This is a genomic window from Haloferax sp. Q22 (assembly GCF_001482285.1).
GTDB lineage: Archaea > Halobacteriota > Halobacteria > Halobacteriales > Haloferacaceae > Haloferax.
Genome location: NZ_LOEP01000032.1, coordinates 55,274 through 72,755, shown reverse-complemented (window position 1 = coordinate 72,755; position 17,482 = coordinate 55,274). Strand labels below are relative to the sequence as shown.

Here is a 17,482-nt window from a genome sequence, read left to right as displayed (position 1 = left end):
ATTCAGAGCCCGACGGCGGGGGCGACGAGCGCGCCCGCGGACTCGACGGCGGTGACCGTGTACTCCCAGCTGTAGATGTGGTTGAGAAGCAGGTACGTCACGACCCCGAGGGCGAGCGAGACGAGCCACGCGCCGGCCGCGATGCGGCCGACCTTCCGGTGGGGCGTCTCGGTCCGGAGTTCGCGCTCGGAGTGGGTTATCCCGAGGATGAGCGCGTAGAGGACGACCGGCACCGAGACGATAGAGAGGATGATGTGAATCGCCAGCATCGCCAGATACGGGTAGTACGCGAACGCGGGGCCGACGAACTCCTTGGTGCCGCCGCCGCCGATTTTCGCGAGGTACATCACGAGGAAGACGAGGATGAGGCCGAACGACGTGACCATCGCGGCCGCGTGCTTCTTGACCTCGTCGCGGCGAATCCAGCGCCAGCCCGCCGCGATGACGAGGACGTTCACCGTGTTCACGACGGCGATGGCGTCGGAGAGGACGTTCACCTGTGGGAGCGACAGGTCGGGAAAGACCCTGCCGGGGACGACGCCGAGGAAGGTCCCGATGACGAGGGCGTACCCGACGACCGAGAGGACGGCGGTCGCGGCCGCGGGGTGTTCCTTCAGGGGGTTGTCTGCGCTCGCAGTTGCCATGGCCGGGCGTTGGGAAGACGGCGTATTCCGTCTTCGGGTTCCGGACGGGCTTCGAGGGGTGGACCCTCCGCCCACGGTGCGACCGACCGGGTTAGATGACGCCGGTGATGGTCGCGGCCTCGATGGCCGCCTCCTCGCTCACGCCGTTGCCGAGAATCGTGTAGCGGTCGCGAATCTCGTGGGCGGTCGTGAGCGCCTCGATAATCGTCTCGTCGTCGATGCCGAGTTCGTCCGCGGTCGTCGGCGCGCCCATCGTCGAGAGGGCGTCGCGGATGTCGGTCCACTCGCCGCGCGCGCCGCTGTGGAAGTACTCGGTCATGATGGAACCGACGCCGACCTGATGGCCGTGGAGGGCGCTCCCAGGGGCGATGCGGTCGAGCCGGTGCGAAAAGAGATGCTCCGCGCCCGACGCGGGCCGCGAGGAGCCGGCGATGGACATGGCGACGCCCGAGGAGACGAGCGCCTTCGTCACTATCCAGGCGGACTCTTCGAGCCCCGGTTTGATCGAGTCGGCGCTGCCGACGAGCATCTCGGCGGTCATCTGCGAGAGCGCGCCCGCGTACTCGGAGTACTCGACGTTCTTCAGGCGGTGGGCCAGCTCCCAGTCTTTGACCGCGGTGTAGTTCGAGATGATGTCGGCGCAGCCGGCGGTCGTGAGCTCCCACGGGGCCTCCGCGAGCAGTTCCGTGTCGGCGACGACCGCGAGCGGCGGGTCGGCGGCGACCGAGTGACGGGTGTCGCCCTCGGGAATCGACGACCGGCCCGAGACGATGCCGTCGTGGCTCGCCGCCGTCGGGACCGAGATGAAGCCGCAGTCGAGGCGGTCGGAGGCCATCTTCGCCACGTCGATGGGCTTACCGCCGCCGAGGGCGATGAGGTAGCCCGCGTCGGCCTCGCGCGCCGCGTCGACGACGCGCTCGACCGACTCGAAGCTCGCGCGGTCCAAGGAGACGGACGAAATGTCGTCGAACTGCTCGCGGACCCGGTCGCCGGCGATGCGGTTCGGCGACGGACTCGTGACGAGAAACGGGTCGCCCGAGAGGTACAACTCGTCGACCGCGGCCGAGAGGTCGTCGAGCACGCCGTGGCCCTGAAGCACGCTCCGGGGCAGCTTTATCCACGTCGATTTGTCGAACATACGCGGAAATCGGCCACGGCGGTTCATAGTGTTTCTCGTCTCGGTGGCCCGAACCCCGCCGGCTCGGCCACCCCGTCCGCGAGACTGTCGCCCGGTTTCGGTCGCCTCGTGGGACAATATCTCAACGGACCGAACCGTAGTTTGATTTATCACGTTTCGCTTCGCACGAAAGACACCCGCAGACGAGCGGGTAGACAACCCATGGCACACAGACGGCAGTTCCTCGCGACGACAGCAGCAGCGCTCTCCGGACTCGCGGCCCTCGGAAGCGGCCCCGCGGCCGCCGCGTCGGTCCCCCACGTCTCGACGCGCGACCACTTCGACGACGACGGCTCGCTCGCGTCCGGTCACACCGCCCGCGGCTACGTCACCTCCGGCGACGTGCCCGGCGTCGACGCCGGGTGCGCCTCCGACCTGACCGTGTTCGTCCACGGCTGGGACAAAGACGGCGACGACCCCGAGGCGGCCGCCCTCGACAAGATAGCGACGGCCGACGCCGAACTCTCCGCCGCCGGCTACGGCGGCACGGTCGTCGGCTACACGTGGGACAACGACAAGGGCGGTGGCTGGGACTACGGCTGGGCCGAATCGCAGGACATCGCCCAGGCGAACGGCCGCAAACTCGCGCAGTTCGCCGTCGACCTCAAGGCGGCCTGCCCGGGCGCGACGCTCCGATTCGCCAGCCACTCGCTCGGCGCGCAGGTCGTCTTCAGCGCGCTCCGCACGCTCGACGGCCGGAGCGACTGGACTGACCCGGGCCACGAGGTGGCGACCGTCCACCCGTTCGGGGCCGCAACGGACAACGAAGTCCCCGGAAAAGAGGAGGGCCGGGCCACCTACGAGGCCATCCGCGACCGGACCGGCCACGTTCACAACTACTACAACGAGGCCGACGACGTGCTCCAGTGGGTGTACAACACCATCGAGTTCGACCAGGCCCTCGGCGAGACGGGCCTCGAAGACGGTGACACGCCGCCCGCGAACTACACCGACCACGACGTGGAGAGCCAGGTCGGCGACGACCACAGCAACTACCTGAACACGATTGCCGACGACATCGTCGGCGACATGTAGCGGCTCAGAAACTCATTTTTCCGCGCGTCAGAGCACGAGCGACTGCACCGCGTCCCAGATGAAGACGACGCCGAACCCGCCGAGAACGACGGCGCTGACGGCGGCGACGGCGGGCGCGAAGGAGTCGACGCGCTGTTCGGCCGCGACGAGCGCCGCGGGGAAGCCGGTAACCCAGACCGCGATACCGCCGAAGAAGCCGAGGACGAGCGCCGGGCTCCCCGTCTCCACGACGAGGAGGTTCGACAGCGACGCGCCGAGATAGGGCGTGTGAGCGAGCACATCCACGGTGCCGGTCTCCAGCAGGCCGACGCCGATGGTGAGCCAGAACAGAATCTGGTAGGGGTTCGTCAGCGCCAGCACGAACGCCTTCGTGAAGCCCGCGCTGTCCTCGTCGGGGTCGGCGGCCTCGCGGAACGTGGTGTCCATCTCCTGTGCCGCGCCGTAGGCGAAGTAGAGCATGAGGACGCCGCCGGCACCGACCATGACGGCCTGCGCCGTCGGGAACTGCTCGACGAACGCGACCAGCCCGAGCGCCGCGAGGACGAAAAACAGCGCGTCGGCACTCATCGCACCGAGGCCGGCGCGAGCGCCCGCGGTCCACCCGCGGACGACGCTCTCCTCGGCGATGACGGCGTTCATCGGACCGGGCGGTGCGGCGAGCGCCAGCCCGAACACCAACCCGGCACCCAAGGACGGAAGGAGGGTAGACATGGCTCTCTCTTGGGCGCGATGCCGTGAAAAATGGCGCGGAAGCGACGGCGTAGGGGTTCAGCCCCTCGAACAGAGAGTCTGTCGCCCGGTCAGACCAGCGCGAGGACCGCGTCGCTGACGGTGCCGACGAGCGTCTCCCAGATGGAGAAGCCGGTGGCGATGGCGAGCAAGGTATCGATGGCGAAAAAGCCGAACAGGGCGGCCGCGCCGAGGTACGCCTTGCGCGTGTCGAACCGGTGGGAGAACCGGTGGAAGAAGTACGCGTTGGCGATGCTCACGGGGATGATGGCGAGCATCTCGCCCACCCAGATGGCAGAGGTTGCGCCGTACTGCACGGCCAACCCGATGGTGATGAACTGGGTCTTGTCGCCGAACTCGCCCGCGGCCATCATGGCGAAGATGGGCAGAAAGCCGCCGAAGCCTTGCGTCGACAGTTCGCGGCCGAACACCGTCGGCGCGTCGTCGAACCCGGAGACGCCGCCGTCGGTGGTCGCGACCTCGCTCCCCGCGGACGCATCGGGCGCAGCGCGATAGAGCAACACCGCGAACGTGGCGAACAGGACGGCGGTGATGGCGTCGAGCATGGCCGGCGGGAGCGCGCTCTTGAGCGCCTGCCCGAGCATGATTTCGAGCGCCGTCCAGATGGCGAACGCCGACCCCGCGGCCGCGACGACGACCTTCGGGTCGAAGCGGGTCGAGAGGCCCGCGATGATGAACTGTCCCTTCTCGCCCGGCAGGACCGCAAGTTGGGAGACGAGGGCGATAACGAGAATCTCCCACCAGCCGGTCACGCCGGCGACACCTCCTCGCTACTCGGTTCGTCGGGCGGGCGGACGCGAATCGTTCGGGCCACGGACTCCGGGAGGCTCTGCTCGCGACCGTCGTCACCGACGCGCACCGTCACCATCCCGAAGGGGGCGATGTCGGTCACTTCGATGGTCGTCCCGGGCGTGACACCGGCCTCGGAGAGGTACTCCAACTCCGCGGGGTCGCGGTCGCTGACGCGGGCGACCACAAGGCGGTCGCCGACCCCGCACTCGGAAAGCGCCGACAGGCCCGAGGAGTCCGGCGGCGTGAGGTCGGCGCTCGGGATGGGGTCGCCGTGGGGGTCGACCTCGGGCTCGCCGAGGGCGGCTGCGACCCGCTTTTCGAACTCCTCGCTGATGTGGTGTTCGAGCGCGTCGGCCTCGTCGTGGACCTCGCTCCACGAGTAGTCGAGGTGCTCCGTGAGATACGCCTCCAAGAGGCGGTGGTGGCGGAGGACTTCGAGCGCGACGGTCTCGCCTTCCGTGGTCAGTTCGACGCCTTTGTACTTCTCGCGGTCGACCAGCCCGCGGTCTTCGAGCTTGCCGACCATGCTCGTCACGGTCGGCGGCGTCTTCCCGAGGTACTCCGCGATGTCGGAGGTCGAAACCGGCGGTCCCTGCTCCATCTGGAGCGTGTAGATAGCCTTCAGATAGTCCTCCATCACGTCGCTCAACATACCACGGATTAGATGTGTCTAAAGTAAAAGTCTGGTGGAGGCAACGAGGACGTTCGAGCAGGGGACCAGCCGGTTGTGTGACTCTCAGACGCCCTGTCCCATCAGGTGACTGCGGAGGATATCGGCGTTCTTCGTTCCGGACTCGGTGTTGACGACGACGACCGTGTCGTCCTCGTCGAACTCGTCCGCGAGTTCCCACGCGCCGGCGAGCGCGACGCCGCCCGCGGGGCCGACTTCGACGCCGGCGGTCTGGGCGGCGGTGACGGCGGATTCGAGCGCGTCGTCGTCGCTGACGGCGACAGCCGCGCCGCCGGACTCGCGGACGGCGCGGAGCGCGAGCGACCCGCCCGCGGGATCCGGAATCTCCAGTTCGCCGACGATGGTGTCCGGCTGGTTCCACGTCTCGTGGTCGTCGCTGTCGGCCTCCCACGCGGTGGTGACAGGCGAGCACCCGACCGACTGCGCGGCGACGAGTTTAGGGACCGACTCGACCAGTCCGAGTTCGACGAGGTCGGAAAAGCCCTTGTAGACGCCGTAGGCGAGTTCGCCGGTCGAGACGGGGACGACGACCCAGTCGGGTACCGCCCAGTCGAGGCGTTCTACGACCTCGTAGGCGATGGTCTTCGTGCCGTCGTGACGGTAGGGGTTGTCGAACTCCTGCAGGGAGTACCAGTCGCTCTTGAGCTGTTCGTGGAGCGCGGAGAGCGCCGCGGGATAGCGCCCGCCGACGACCTTCATCTGGCCGCCGTGGACGTTCACCATGGCCTTGTTCGGGAACGGCGTCCGCGAGGGGACGAAGCCGTAGGAGCGAGCGTCCACGAGGCCAGCGTAGGAGGCCGCCGACTGCGCGCCGTTGCCGGGCGAGGCGTGCGCGACGACCTCGGCGTCGGCCTCGCGCGCGGCGGTGACGGCGAGCGAGAAGCCGCGGTCGAGGAACGTCCCGGTCGGATTGCGGCCCTCGTCCTTGATGAGGAAGGAGCCGACGCCGGCCTCCTCGCCGAGCGCGTCGGCCGCGACGAGGGGTGTCGCGCCCTCGTTGGCCGTCACCGGCTCCGCGAAGGGGAGCAGTTCGCGGTAGCGCCACATCGTGTCGAAGGGGCGCTCGGCGAGCGTCTCGGCGTCCCACTCGACCGCGTCGAGGTCGTAGGTGGGGTCAAGCGGCGCGTCGGCGTCGCTCGCGCCGGTCGCGTCCGCGTCGTACTCGTCGCCGGTCTCCGTGCACACCAGCCCGGAGAAGGTGTCGGACGTCTGCATGGGCGGGGCTTACGGGGGGAGGGACTAAGCCCTTCCCGTCGGCCGATGGCCGCCACCCGTAGCGGCTTTGTGTCGCCCGTCCGAGAGACGAGATATGGACGATAGCCACATCGCGGTGGTCGGCGCGGGCCTCGCGGGCCTCGTCGCCGCGCGACACCTCGCCGCCGACGGGGCCGACGTGACCGTCGTAGAGCGGCGCGACGACGTCGGCGGGCGGGTCCGGACCCGGACGAAAGACGGCTTCACGCTCGACCGCGGGTTTCAGGTCCTCTTCACCGACTACCCCGCGGTCCGGCGGGAACTCGACCTCGACGCCCTCGACCTCCGGCGGTTCACGCCCGGCGCGACCATCTGCCGACCGAGCAGACGCGCGGTCCTCTCGGACCCCTTCCGCGACATCGGGAGCCTGTTCGAGTCCGTCCGCAACCCCGAGGTGACGACGAGCGACAAGCTCCGGACGCTGGCGCTCAGACAGGACGTGAGCACCCGCGACGAGGAGGGAATCTTCGCCTCGACGGACCGGAGCATCCGGTCGTACCTCCGCGACTGGGGCTTCTCCGAGGACTACATCGAGCACTTCGTCGCGCCCTTCTACGGCGGCATCACGCTCGACCGCTCGCTCTCGTCGTCGAAGCGGGTGTTCGAGTACACGTTCAAGATGCTCTCGACGGGGAGCACCGCGGTCCCCGCGGCGGGGATGGGGGCGGTTCCCGAGCAACTCGCCGCCGCCGCCCGCGACGAGGGCGCGACCGTCCGCCTCGGCGAGCGCGTCGAGTCGGTCCAGTCCGACGGCGACGGCGCGGTCGTCACCACGGGACGCGAGTCGCTCGAAGCCGACGCGGTCGTCGTCGCCACCGACCCCAAGGAGGCACGCCGACTGACCGGCGTCGGATCGATTCCGACCGAGGCACACGGCTGCGTCACCCAGTACTACACGCTTCCGAGCGGGGGCGGCCTCGACGCGGGCAAGCGTATCATGCTCAACGCGCCGAGTCCCGACCCCAACACGGTCGTTCCCCTCTCGACCGTCGCGCCGGAGTACGCCCCGCCGGGCATGGAACTCCTGAACGCGACGTTCCTCGGCGCGGCCGCGCAGGACGAGTCCGAGGAGGAACTGTTCGAGAAGACCCGCCGGACGCTCGAAGCGTGGTACCCCGAGCGCTACTTCGACGACCTCGAACTGCTCCACACCGACTACATTTCCTTCGCGCAGTTCGCCCAGCCACCGGGGGTCCACGAGTCGCTCCCGGACGCCCGCGACGCCCCCGGCCGCGCGTACCTCGCCGGCGACTACACCGCGTGGTCGTCGATTCAGGGCGCGATGCGGAGCGGGAAGGAGGCTGCCGACGCCGTCCGCGACGACCTCTCGTAATCGCGCGCTCGCCGTCGTTTTTCCATTCACCGCCTACTTCGACAGTCAGAGCAAGCGTCGTAGCTTCCCCAGCGGCGGGAACGTGAGCGTCTCGTCCGTCTCCGCGTCGCGGACGAGCGGCCTGAAGTCGTCGGCGTCGGTGAGGAGCGGCGACTGGAAGTCGGACGCGCGCATCCGGTTGACTTCGACCCCGGCCGCGAAGCGGGTGAACGCCGGGAGCATCAGCACGTCGCCGCCGCGGTAGGCGTCGGGGGCGTAGAGGACGCAGGGGCGCCGTCGACCCTCGATGGAGAGCGTCGGATGGTCGTGGCCGACGACGTAGCGCTCGGCGTCGCCGTCGGGTTCGCGGTGGCCATGACAGACGAGCGTCCCGTCCGCGAGGCGGTACTCGTCGTGCACGTCGCCCGACCAGACCTCCGCGAGCATCGTGTCGTGGTTACCGGCGACGAACACCGGGTCGGCACCGGCGTCGTCGCACGTCTCCGCGAGGGTTTCGAGCGCTGCGACGTGGCGCTCCGAGACGCGGTCGAACCGGTGGAGCACGTCGCCGGCGAAAACGACCTCGTCGGGATCGAACTCGGCACAGTAGGCTCGCAGGCGCTCCGCGAGGTCGGTTCCCTCGCCAAGTGGGAAGTCGACCGCCGAGGCGTCCGCTCGGCCGACGTGGAGGTCCGCGAGGACGAGCGTGTCGGCGTCGGGGAAAAAGACGGCGCGATCACGGACGGAGACGCGTGTCACGACCGACTGGAAGGGCGTCGGAGACAAATCTCCACCGGAGGGCGCGCGCCGCGCCGAGGGCCGACGAGAGGGCGGCGAGAGGGCGGCGGAACTGGGGCCGGTGCCGCCGTCGGAGCAGGGGCCTTTTTAATCGGTGCGTCCCACGTTCGGCACATGAGCGGCGCACTGGAGGACAAGCGCACCGCGACCCGCTTTCGCATCCTCGCCGAGATAGCCGACCGGCAGCCGGCGGTGAGTCAGGGCGAAATCGCCGAGGCGGTCGGGGTGACGAGTCAGGCAGTCTCCGAGTACATCCGCGACCTCGTCGAAGACGGGCTCGTCGAAAAGCAGGGCCGGTCGCGCTACCGCGTGACGAAAGAGGGGGTCGACTGGCTGTTTCAGGAGGCGCGCGCCCTCCAGCGGTTCGCCGAACACGTCACCGACGACGTGCTGGAGAGCGTCAACGAGGACGCCGCAATCGTCACCGACGACGTGGCGGCCGGCGACACCGTGACGCTCTCGCTCCGCGACGGCCTGCTCCACGCCACGCCCGGCGACGACGGGCCGGCCATCGGTGTCGCCACCACCGACGCCGAGGCGGGCGACGCGGCCAGCGTCACCGGCTTCGAGGGCGTCATCGAGATGGAACCCGGCTCGGTCCGCGTGCTGCAGGTGCCGCCCGCGCGACTCTCCGAGTCCGACGCGGTCGATGCGGACGCGCTCGCGGTGGCGTGCGACGAGGCCGACATCGTCGTCGCCGCGGGCGTCGAGGCCGTTGTCGCATGCCGCGACGCGGAGGTCGACGTGCGGACGTGGTTCGCGCCGGGCGAGGTCGCCGCTGACGCCGCGGCCCGCGGACTCGACGCCGCGGTCGTCGCCAGCACCGACACCGCCGGGCGCGTGACCGACGCGCTCCGCGACGCGGGCGTGCTGTTCGAAGTGACGGAGCCGTAGCTCCGCGCTGGTTTCGGTTTTTCAACTCAGGTCGCCGTTAGCTCTCGGCGTGTTCTCGGGCCATCGTGTACGCCTCCCGTAGCTCGCGGAACCGCTCTCGGTCGCCGCCGTGGTCGGGATGCACGTCTTTCACCCGCGCTCGATAGGCGTCTCTGACGGCGTCCGAGGAGGCGTTCGCGGGGAGGTCGAGCCGGTCGAACGCGGCCGACACGGGGTCGTCGAGGTCGGCCAGCTTGGGCTCGATGTCCGGCACGTCGAAGGGGAGCCGTCGTCCGAGTTGGCCGCCGGGCATCTCGTGTTCGCAGAGGACGGCGTAGACGCCGGCGCGTTCGAGGCGGAAGAACGCCTGCGCGTCGAAGGTGATGGCGACGCCGCGTTCGGGGAGGAAGAACGCCACCGTCTCGCCGCGGACCGGGCGGTCCTCGACGAACCGCTCGTCGATGGCGGTAAGGTAGTCGCGGATTTCGTGGCGGCGGCGGCCCGTCCCGTCGACGCGGGGGCCGCGGGAGACCCGCCGCTCCGGGAAGACACGACCACCGACGACGAAGACGCCGGCGACGACGACGGAGGCGACCGCGCCCGCAGCGAGGCCGACGATGAGCCACGGCGGGAGCAGAAAGACCCACTCCGGAAGCACGCTAGAAATCACGGGACGAGCGATTATGAACCCCTCGCTGCCCGTACCGATTTGCCGCCGGCGACCCAAGCGTCGGTATGCGACCGATTCGCTTCGAGGAGGCCGACAGCGCGGAGCGCACGCAAATCGGCGAGGGACTGACGCGACCGGCCGTCGCCGCCGGGCGACTGGAGACGGGCCGCGCGGAAGGGAAGTACTTCCTCCGGCACGACGACGGCTGTGCGGTCTGCGGGAAGCCGGTCGAAGCCGGGTCGCCGTTCTATCTCGACCCCGACACCGGCGAAATCCTCTGCGAGGAACACGGGCGGGCGCGGCGAGAGTCCTGAGAACGACTGTTCCCGGGTCGGCGCTGCAATTTCATACTCGCCTTCGAGTGAGTTTTCATTCATACTTGTTTCGTTCGCAAACTTCTTTATCGGGGTGCGGGACCATACGAACATCACATGGCTGTAGTCTGGCTGGACGACGTACGGGCTGACGACCTCGACCTGGTCGGCGGGAAAGGCGCGTCGCTGGGCGAACTAACCGGTGCGGGGCTTCCCGTCCCGCCGGGATTCGTCGTGACGGCGAGCACGTACCGCGCGTTCATCGAGGACGCGGGCATCGACGACGAGCTGTTCGCCGCGGTCGAGGTCGACCACGAGGACTCCGAGGCGTTGCAGGCGGCCCACGAGACGGCGCACGACCTCATCATGGAGACGCCGATGCCGGACGACGTTCGAGAGGAAATCCTCGACGCCTACCGGAGCGTCGGCGAGGGCGACGCCTTCGTCGCCGTCCGGTCGTCCGCGACGGCCGAGGACCTGCCGGACGCCTCCTTCGCGGGCCAACAGGAGACGTTCCTCAACATCACCGAGGAGGACCTCCTCGACCGCGTCAAGGAGTGCTGGGCCTCGCTGTTCTCCGAGCGCGCCATCTACTACCGCAACCGCAAGGGCTTCCCCCACGACAAGGTCGACATCGCGGTGGTCGTCCAGCAGATGGTCGACGCCGAGAAGTCCGGCGTGATGTTCACCCGTCACCCCTCGACCGGCAAAAAGGAGATTATCATCGAGGCCGCGTGGGGCCTCGGCGAGGCCGTCGTCTCCGGCACCGTCTCGCCCGACAACTACGTCATCAGCCGCGAGACCGGCGAGGTCGAGACGGCGACCATCGCGGACAAGAAGACGATGTGCGTCCGCGACGAGGAAACCGGCGAGACCGTCATGCGCGACGTGCCGAACGACCACCGCCACGAGCGCGTCCTCACCGACGACGAGGTGTCCCGCCTGCTCGAACTCGGCGAACTGGTCGAAGACCACTACGAGACGCCGCAGGACGTGGAGTGGGCCGTCTACGACGGCGAGGTGTACATGCTCCAGTCGCGCCCGATTACGACCATCGCGGAGGGCGACGACGGCGAGGAAGACGAGAGCGACAGCGGACGTTCGCGGGCGGCCGCAACGGGCGACGACGTGCTCATCCGCGGCCTCGGTGCGAGCCCCGGCATCGCCTCCGGCCGCGCCCGCATCGTCACCAAGCTCGACCACCTCGACCAAGTGGCCGAGGGCGACATCATCGTCACCGAGATGACCATGCCGGACATGGTGCCCGCGATGAAGCGCGCCGCCGGCATCGTCACCGACGAGGGCGGTATGACCTCCCACGCGGCCATCGTCTCCCGCGAACTCGGCGTGCCCGCGGTCGTCGGCACCGGTGACGGGACAAAAACCCTCGAAGACGGCGAGGTCGTCACCATCGACGGCGACAAGGGAACTGTCCGCGAGGGCGAAGAGCCCGAGGAGAAACAGCGCCAGCCCGTCGAGGAGGCCCGCCCCAAGACGCCCGTCAAGCCGATGACCGCGACCGAGGTCAAGGTCAACGTCTCCATCCCTGAGGCGGCCGAGCGCGCGGCCGCAACGGGCGCTGACGGCGTCGGCCTGCTCCGCATCGAGCACATGGTTCTGACGCTCGGCAAGACCCCCGAGCGGTTCATCGAGCAGAACGGCGAGCGCGCCTACGTGGACGAAATCGTTTCGGGCGTCCGCGAGGCCGCAGAGGAGTTCTACCCGCGGCCGGTCCGTGTCCGCACCCTCGACGCGCCGACCGACGAGTTCCGACAGCTCGAAGGCGGCGAGAACGAGCCGCGAGAGCACAACCCGATGCTCGGCTACCGCGGCATCCGTCGCGGCCTCGACAACCCGAGCGTCTTCCGCCTCGAACTGCAGGCGTTCCGCCGCCTGTTCGACATGGGCTACGACAACCTCGAAGTCATGTTCCCGCTCGTCAACGACGCGGAGGACGTGCTGCGAGCGAAAGAGCACATGCGCGAGGCCGGCATCGACCCCGAAAAGCGCGAGTGGGGCGTCATGATAGAGACGCCGGCCGCGGCGCTCTGCATCGAAGAGCTCGCCGACGCCGGCATCGACTTCGCGTCGTTCGGCACGAACGACCTGACGCAGTACACCCTCGCGGTGGACCGCAACAACGAGCACGTCGCCGACATCTACGACGAACTGCACCCGGCGGTGCTCAAACTCATCGGCGACACCATCGAGACGTGCCGTGAAGTCGGCGTGAAGACGAGCATCTGCGGGCAGGCCGGCTCGAAGCCCAAAATGGTCCAGTTCCTCGTCGACAAGGGCGTCAGCTCCATCTCGGCCAACATCGACGCCGTCCGCGACGTGCAACACGAGGTCAAGCGCGTCGAACAGCGGCTCCTCCTCGACTCGGTTCGCTGACCCCGGCGAACGTCGAGGGCCGACTACCCGCGTTCCGTCTTTTCTCGACCCCGTAGCGGTGGCCGTCGGGTGGGCGACGCGGCGCAACGGAGCGGAACCGATATACTGGGTGTGGTTATAGTGGGATGCATGCAGCGCGCGGCACCGCAGGAGTTCGACCGCGTCCTCTCTTCGATGTGCACCCGACCGCACCCGGCCGCCCGGAAGGCCGCAGAGCGGTTCTTTGCCACCAACCCCGGCGATCCGGCGACCTATCAGGCCGTCGCCGCCCTCGAAGAAGACGCACTCTCGTACCTCGGCGATATCACCGGCCTCTCGGCCCCCCACGGCTACGTGACAAGCGGCGGGACCGAGGCCAACATCCAGGCCATCCGCGCCGCGCGCAACCACGCCCGCGACGACGACCCGAACGTCGTCGCCCCCGAGAGCATCCACTTCAGCTTCCAGAAGGCCGCCGACGTGCTCGACGTGGAGCTCCGCATCGTGCCCGTCGACGACGACTACCGCGCGAACGTCGCGGCCGTCCGCGAGGCCGTCGACGACCACACCGTCCTCGTCGCCGGCGTCGCCGGCACGACCGAGTTCGGCCGCGTCGACCCGATTCCCGAGATGACGGCGGTCGCCCACGACGCCGGCGCGCTGATGCACGTCGACGCCGCGTGGGGCGGGTTCATCCTCCCCTTCACCGACCACGAGTGGTCGTTCGCCCACGCGCCAATCGACTCGATGACCATCGACCCCCACAAGTACGGGCAGGCAGTCGTCCCCGCCGGTGGCCTGTTGTTCCGCGACAAGTCGGTCGTGGACTCGCTGGCGGTCGACACGCCGTATCTCGAATCCGCGTCGCAGGCGAGCCTCACCGGAACGCGAAGCGGCGCGGGCGTCGCCTCCGCGGCCGCCGCGATGCGCGAACTCTGGCCCGACGGCTACCGCGACGCCTACGAGCGCCAGCAGGCGAACGCCGAGTGGTTCTACGACGAACTCCGCTCTCGGGGCTACGACGCGGTCGAACCGGACCTCCCGCTCGTCGCCGCAAGCGTCCCCGACGGGCAGTTCGAGTCGCTCCGGGACCTCGGCTGGCGCATCTCGCGGACCGCGAGCGGCGAACTCCGCATCGTCTGCATGCCGCACGTCTCCCGCGAGTCGCTCCGGGCGTTCCTCTCGGACCTCGACGACCTCCGGTCGACCCCGTCGCGCAACTGAGCCGGTCCGAACCTGAAAACTTACAACCGACTGGCTTCGACCCTCTCGTGTGTCTCTCACCGCGTTCGCATCGCTCGCAGACCTGACGCTCAGTCTGTACCCCGACTTCTCGTGGCTCTCGTCGCTGGTCGAGACGGCCACCGGCTGGGTCGGGCTAGTCATCATCTTCGCGTACTCGTTTCTCATCGCCTTCGCCCTCCCGGGCGTGAGCGAAATCGTCCTCGCCGCGCCGCTCGACCTCGGGCTTCCCTACAGCGCGAAACTGGCGGTCATCATCCTCGTCAGCGGCGCGGGCAAGGCCGCCGGGAGCGTCTTCGCGTTCCACATCGGCCGCCAGACGAAGGAGTCGGGCTACGTCGAGCGGGCGCTCGAACGGCTTCCCGTCGACGTGATGGGCTGGACCGAGCGCAAGGCCGTCCAAATCGCACAGAACTGGGGCTTCGCCGGACTCGCGGCCGCGCTCTGCGTGCCGGGCTTCCCCGACACGCTCTCGATTTACGCGTTTGCGGTCCTCGAAGACGACTACCTCAAGTTCGCCGCCGCGACGTTCGTCGGCTCCTGCGGCCGACTCGTCGTGACGGTCATCGGCATCGAGGCCGCGCTGGCGTTCCTCTGAGCGGGGCGCAATCGCGGGTCAGCCGCTCGTTTCTGAGCCCGTCGCTGTCTCCGAAGTCGCTTCGAACGACTCGACGGACGCGTAGTTGACGACGACGAACGCGGCGAACAGAACGACCGCGAGCGCCGCGAACGACAGCGACAACGTCCGACACGTGGCCGCGGACAGCCCGAGGCGTCGGCCGACCGATTCGATTGCGAAGACCCCGGCGAGCGCGAGCGAGACGCCGATAGCGAGAATCCAGCCGCCGCCGAGCGGCGACTGCGGGACGAGAAGGAGGCCGTAGCCGGAGACGAACAGACCGAGGAGAACGGCGAACACGGCGGCGAAGCCGACGCTCCGGGAGGGTTGGGAGGCGGTGGTCGTAGTCACGCAGAACAGGGCGTCAGCCGACAAGATAGCAATTCCGTGACTCGTGTTGGCGCGTCGCCGACGCGGGCTCCAACAGTCGGTCGAGTGCGGCGGTCTCGAGCGGTCCCGATGATTTATACGCCCGCTCGGCTTCAGTACCGGTGTGACCGCGACGGGTCTCCCCGACAACATGCGTATGCGCGCTCCCTTTTAGCCGCGGGTGGACCCGCCTCCGGCCGTCGCCTCGGTAACGTGAGACGACGGTCGGGTCCGGCGAACCTCGGGGCAGCATCGCACCGCCAGACAGACGCATCCGAAGCGGCGGGCTTTAGGCCCGCTTCCGAGATACACGACACATATGAGTCACGAGGACTTCCCCACGGAGAACCCAGCGGTGGTGACGTGTGGACTGCCGTACGCCAACGGCGACCTCCACATCGGCCACCTCAGAACGTACGTCGGCGGCGACATCTACAGTCGCTCGCTGCGAACACTCGGCCAGCAGACGGCCTTCGTCAGCGGGTCGGACATGCACGGCACGCCCGTCGCCGTCAACGCCGAGAAGGAGGGCGTCACGCCCGAGGAGTTCGCGCTCCGCCACCACGAGAAGTACGAGGCGACGTTCCCCCGCTTCAACATCGAGTTCGACAACTACGGCCACACCCACGACGAGACGAACACCGAACTGACCCAGGAAATCGTCCGCACGCTCGAAGCCGAGGGCTACGTCTACGAGAAGGAGATTCCGGTCGCCTACGACCCCGACGCGGACCAGTGGCTCCCCGACCGCTTCGTCGAGGGCGCGTGTCCGTACTGCGGCGCGCACGCCCGCGGCGACGAGTGCGACGAGGGCTGCGGCCGCCACCTCGAACCCGGCGAAATCGAAAACCCGACCTCGACGCTCACCGGCAACGCCGCGGAGTACCGCGAGCGCGAGCACAAGTTCTTCGCGGTCTCCGACCTCCAAGACTACCTTCAGGAGTTCATCGACCGCCTCGAAGGCACCTCGAACGCCCAGAACCAGCCCCGCGAGTGGATCGAGGGCGAACTGCAGGACTGGTGTATCACCCGCGACATGGACTGGGGCATCGACTACCCGGGCGTCTCCGAATCCGCCGAGGATTCGGAGGCAGACCAGACGGAGTCTGGGCGTGACGAGGGCGACGAGTCGGACGGCAGTTCGTCGCCGTCCGACACCTCCGACCTCGTGCTGTACGTCTGGGTCGACGCGCCAATCGAGTACATCTCCTCGACGAAGCAGTACACAGAGCGCGTCGGCGCCGACACGTTCGACTGGGAGGCCGCGTGGAAGGACGCCGGCGTCTCCGAATCCGACGCGGGTTCGGAGGCTCGCCGGACGGAGTCCGGCGGTGACATCGTCCACATCATCGGCCGCGACATCATCCAGCACCACACCGTCTTCTGGCCGGCGATGCTCCGCGGCGCGGGCTACGTCGAACCGCGCGCGGTCATGGCCTCCGGCTTCATCACGCTCAACGGCAAGGGCTTTTCCACCTCGCGCAACCGCGCCGTCTGGGCCGACGAGTACCTCGACGAGGGCTTCCATCCCGACCTGCTGCGGTACTACCTCGCCACCAACGGCGGGTTCCAACAGGACGTGGACTTCTCGTGGTCGAAGTTCAAAGACCGCGTGAACAGCGAACTCGTCGGCACGGTCGGCAACTTCCTCTACCGGTCGATGCTCTTCGCGTACCGCAACTTCGAGGGGACGCCGGACGCGGAGGTGTCCGAGGAAGTCGAAGCCCGCATTCAGGAGGCTATCGACGAGTTCGAAGCCGGCATCAACGATTACTCGGTCCGGAAGTCCGGTAACGCCGCCGTCCGCCTCGCGCAGTTCGGCAACGAGTACATTCAGCGCAACGAGCCGTGGAAGCTCACCGACGAGGACCCCGAGGCCGCGGCGCAGGTCATCCGCGACTGCGTCCAGATTGCGAAGGCCATCGCCGTGCTGTTCTTCCCTGTCGCGCCGGGCAAGATGCAGGCGCTCTGGGAACAGCTCGGCGAGGACGGCTCGGTGGCCGACACCCGCGTCGACGCCGCCTTCGAGGCTCCGCCGGCGTCCTTCGGCGAGCCCGAAGCGCTGTTCGAGAAAATCGAAGACGAGCGCGTCGAGGAGCTCAACGAGAAGCTCGAAGCGCGCGTGGCCGAGACGGAATCCGAAAGCGACGAGTCCGACGAGGACGCGGAGAAGGATATGGACGCTGACACCGACGCCGACATCGACTTCGAACCCATCGCCGACGACCGCATCAGCTTCGAGGACTTCCAGGAACTCGACATTCGCGTGGGCGAAATCGTCGCCGCCGAGGGCATCGACGGCGCGGACAAACTCGCCAAGCTCACCGTCGACATCGGCGTCGAAGAGCGCCAAATCGTCGCCGGCATCAAACAGCTTCACGACCTCGACTCGCTTTCCGGGTCGAAGGTCATCATCGTCGCCAACCTCGAGAAGGCCGAACTGTTCGGCGTGGAGTCCAACGGGATGCTGTTGGCCGCGGGCGACGAGGCCGACATCCTGACGACCCACGGCGACGCCGTCCCCGGCACGAAAGTCCAGTAAGCGACTGCCTGCGGCCCCATAAGCGAC

The 17,482-nt window shown here is 68.5% G+C and carries 17 protein-coding genes; 8 read left to right on the top strand and 9 right to left on the bottom strand.

Annotation, left to right across the window (positions count from 1 at the left end):
- Window positions 1–2: 2 nt before the first annotated feature.
- A complete protein-coding gene (locus AM590_RS14180; protein WP_058828044.1) occupies window positions 3–644 on the bottom strand; it encodes a DUF420 domain-containing protein in 642 nt (213 codons plus the stop codon).
- Window positions 645–735: 91 nt separating this feature from the next.
- Window positions 736–1,782: an NAD(P)-dependent glycerol-1-phosphate dehydrogenase gene (locus AM590_RS14175; RefSeq protein WP_058828043.1), complete on the bottom strand. Its 1,047-nt coding sequence runs from the start codon at window positions 1,780–1,782 to the stop codon at window positions 736–738.
- Window positions 1,783–1,983: 201 nt separating this feature from the next.
- Between AM590_RS14175 and AM590_RS14170 the strand changes: the two genes are divergently transcribed.
- On the top strand, window positions 1,984–2,856 hold the full coding sequence (locus AM590_RS14170; protein ID WP_058828042.1) for an alpha/beta hydrolase: 873 nt from the start codon (window positions 1,984–1,986) through the stop codon (window positions 2,854–2,856).
- 27 nt (window positions 2,857–2,883) lie between these two features.
- Here the strand turns inward: AM590_RS14170 and AM590_RS14165 are convergent, their stop codons facing one another.
- The 4 genes from AM590_RS14165 to AM590_RS14150 form a co-directional block, all read right to left on the bottom strand.
- A complete protein-coding gene (locus AM590_RS14165) occupies window positions 2,884–3,531 on the bottom strand; it encodes a LysE family translocator (RefSeq protein WP_058828218.1) in 648 nt (215 codons plus the stop codon).
- A gap of 125 nt (window positions 3,532–3,656) precedes the next feature.
- Window positions 3,657–4,358, bottom strand: coding sequence for a TMEM165/GDT1 family protein (locus tag AM590_RS14160; RefSeq protein WP_058828041.1), 702 nt, complete (start codon window positions 4,356–4,358; stop codon window positions 3,657–3,659).
- Window positions 4,355–5,050 carry a metal-dependent transcriptional regulator gene (locus AM590_RS14155; RefSeq protein ID WP_058828040.1) on the bottom strand — a complete coding sequence of 232 codons (696 nt, stop codon included), beginning with the start codon at window positions 5,048–5,050 and terminating at the stop codon, window positions 4,355–4,357. Before AM590_RS14155 ends, AM590_RS14160 begins: the two co-directional genes overlap by 4 nt.
- Before the next feature lie 84 nt (window positions 5,051–5,134).
- The gene (locus AM590_RS14150) at window positions 5,135–6,304 is read right to left on the bottom strand and encodes a threonine synthase (RefSeq protein WP_058828039.1); all 1,170 of its coding nucleotides are present in this window, start codon (window positions 6,302–6,304) and stop codon (window positions 5,135–5,137) included.
- Between the two features lie 94 nt (window positions 6,305–6,398).
- Between AM590_RS14150 and AM590_RS14145 the strand changes: the two genes are divergently transcribed.
- The gene (locus AM590_RS14145) at window positions 6,399–7,676 is read left to right on the top strand and encodes an NAD(P)/FAD-dependent oxidoreductase (RefSeq protein WP_058828038.1); all 1,278 of its coding nucleotides are present in this window, start codon (window positions 6,399–6,401) and stop codon (window positions 7,674–7,676) included.
- Between the two features lie 45 nt (window positions 7,677–7,721).
- Here the strand turns inward: AM590_RS14145 and AM590_RS14140 are convergent, their stop codons facing one another.
- Window positions 7,722–8,414, bottom strand: a complete 693-nt coding sequence (locus AM590_RS14140; protein ID WP_058828037.1) for a metallophosphoesterase — start codon at window positions 8,412–8,414, stop codon at window positions 7,722–7,724.
- A 153-nt stretch (window positions 8,415–8,567) separates the two neighbouring features.
- On the opposite strand from AM590_RS14140, the gene AM590_RS14135 reads away from it, so the two are divergent.
- Window positions 8,568–9,347, top strand: coding sequence for a MarR family transcriptional regulator (locus AM590_RS14135; protein ID WP_058828036.1), 780 nt, complete (start codon window positions 8,568–8,570; stop codon window positions 9,345–9,347).
- Window positions 9,348–9,384: 37 nt separating this feature from the next.
- On the opposite strand, the gene AM590_RS14130 is transcribed toward AM590_RS14135, so the two are convergent.
- Window positions 9,385–9,984, bottom strand: coding sequence for a J domain-containing protein (locus AM590_RS14130; protein WP_058828035.1), 600 nt, complete (start codon window positions 9,982–9,984; stop codon window positions 9,385–9,387).
- 77 nt (window positions 9,985–10,061) lie between these two features.
- Between AM590_RS14130 and AM590_RS14125 the strand changes: the two genes are divergently transcribed.
- The 4 genes from AM590_RS14125 to AM590_RS14110 all read left to right on the top strand — a co-directional run bounded on the left by AM590_RS14125 (window position 10,062) and on the right by AM590_RS14110 (window position 14,523).
- Window positions 10,062–10,310 (top strand): hypothetical protein, encoded by a 249-nt coding sequence (locus tag AM590_RS14125; RefSeq protein ID WP_058828034.1) that lies wholly within the window; start codon window positions 10,062–10,064, stop codon window positions 10,308–10,310.
- Window positions 10,311–10,427: 117 nt separating this feature from the next.
- Window positions 10,428–12,704: a phosphoenolpyruvate synthase gene (ppsA, locus tag AM590_RS14120; RefSeq protein ID WP_058828033.1), complete on the top strand. Its 2,277-nt coding sequence runs from the start codon at window positions 10,428–10,430 to the stop codon at window positions 12,702–12,704.
- A gap of 129 nt (window positions 12,705–12,833) precedes the next feature.
- Window positions 12,834–13,907, top strand: a complete 1,074-nt coding sequence (mfnA, locus tag AM590_RS14115) for a tyrosine decarboxylase MfnA (RefSeq protein ID WP_058828032.1) — start codon at window positions 12,834–12,836, stop codon at window positions 13,905–13,907.
- Between the two features lie 49 nt (window positions 13,908–13,956).
- Complete coding sequence (locus AM590_RS14110; RefSeq protein ID WP_058828031.1) at window positions 13,957–14,523, top strand: YqaA family protein; 567 nt, start codon at window positions 13,957–13,959, stop codon at window positions 14,521–14,523.
- 18 nt (window positions 14,524–14,541) lie between these two features.
- Here AM590_RS14110 and AM590_RS14105 read toward each other — a convergent pair whose 3' ends face one another.
- Complete coding sequence (locus AM590_RS14105) at window positions 14,542–14,895, bottom strand: hypothetical protein (RefSeq protein WP_058828030.1); 354 nt, start codon at window positions 14,893–14,895, stop codon at window positions 14,542–14,544.
- 337 nt (window positions 14,896–15,232) lie between these two features.
- Here AM590_RS14105 and metG point away from each other — a divergent pair, with 337 nt between their 5' ends.
- Window positions 15,233–17,455, top strand: a complete 2,223-nt coding sequence (gene metG, locus AM590_RS14100) for a methionine--tRNA ligase (protein ID WP_058828029.1) — start codon at window positions 15,233–15,235, stop codon at window positions 17,453–17,455.
- Window positions 17,456–17,482: the final 27 nt, after the last annotated feature.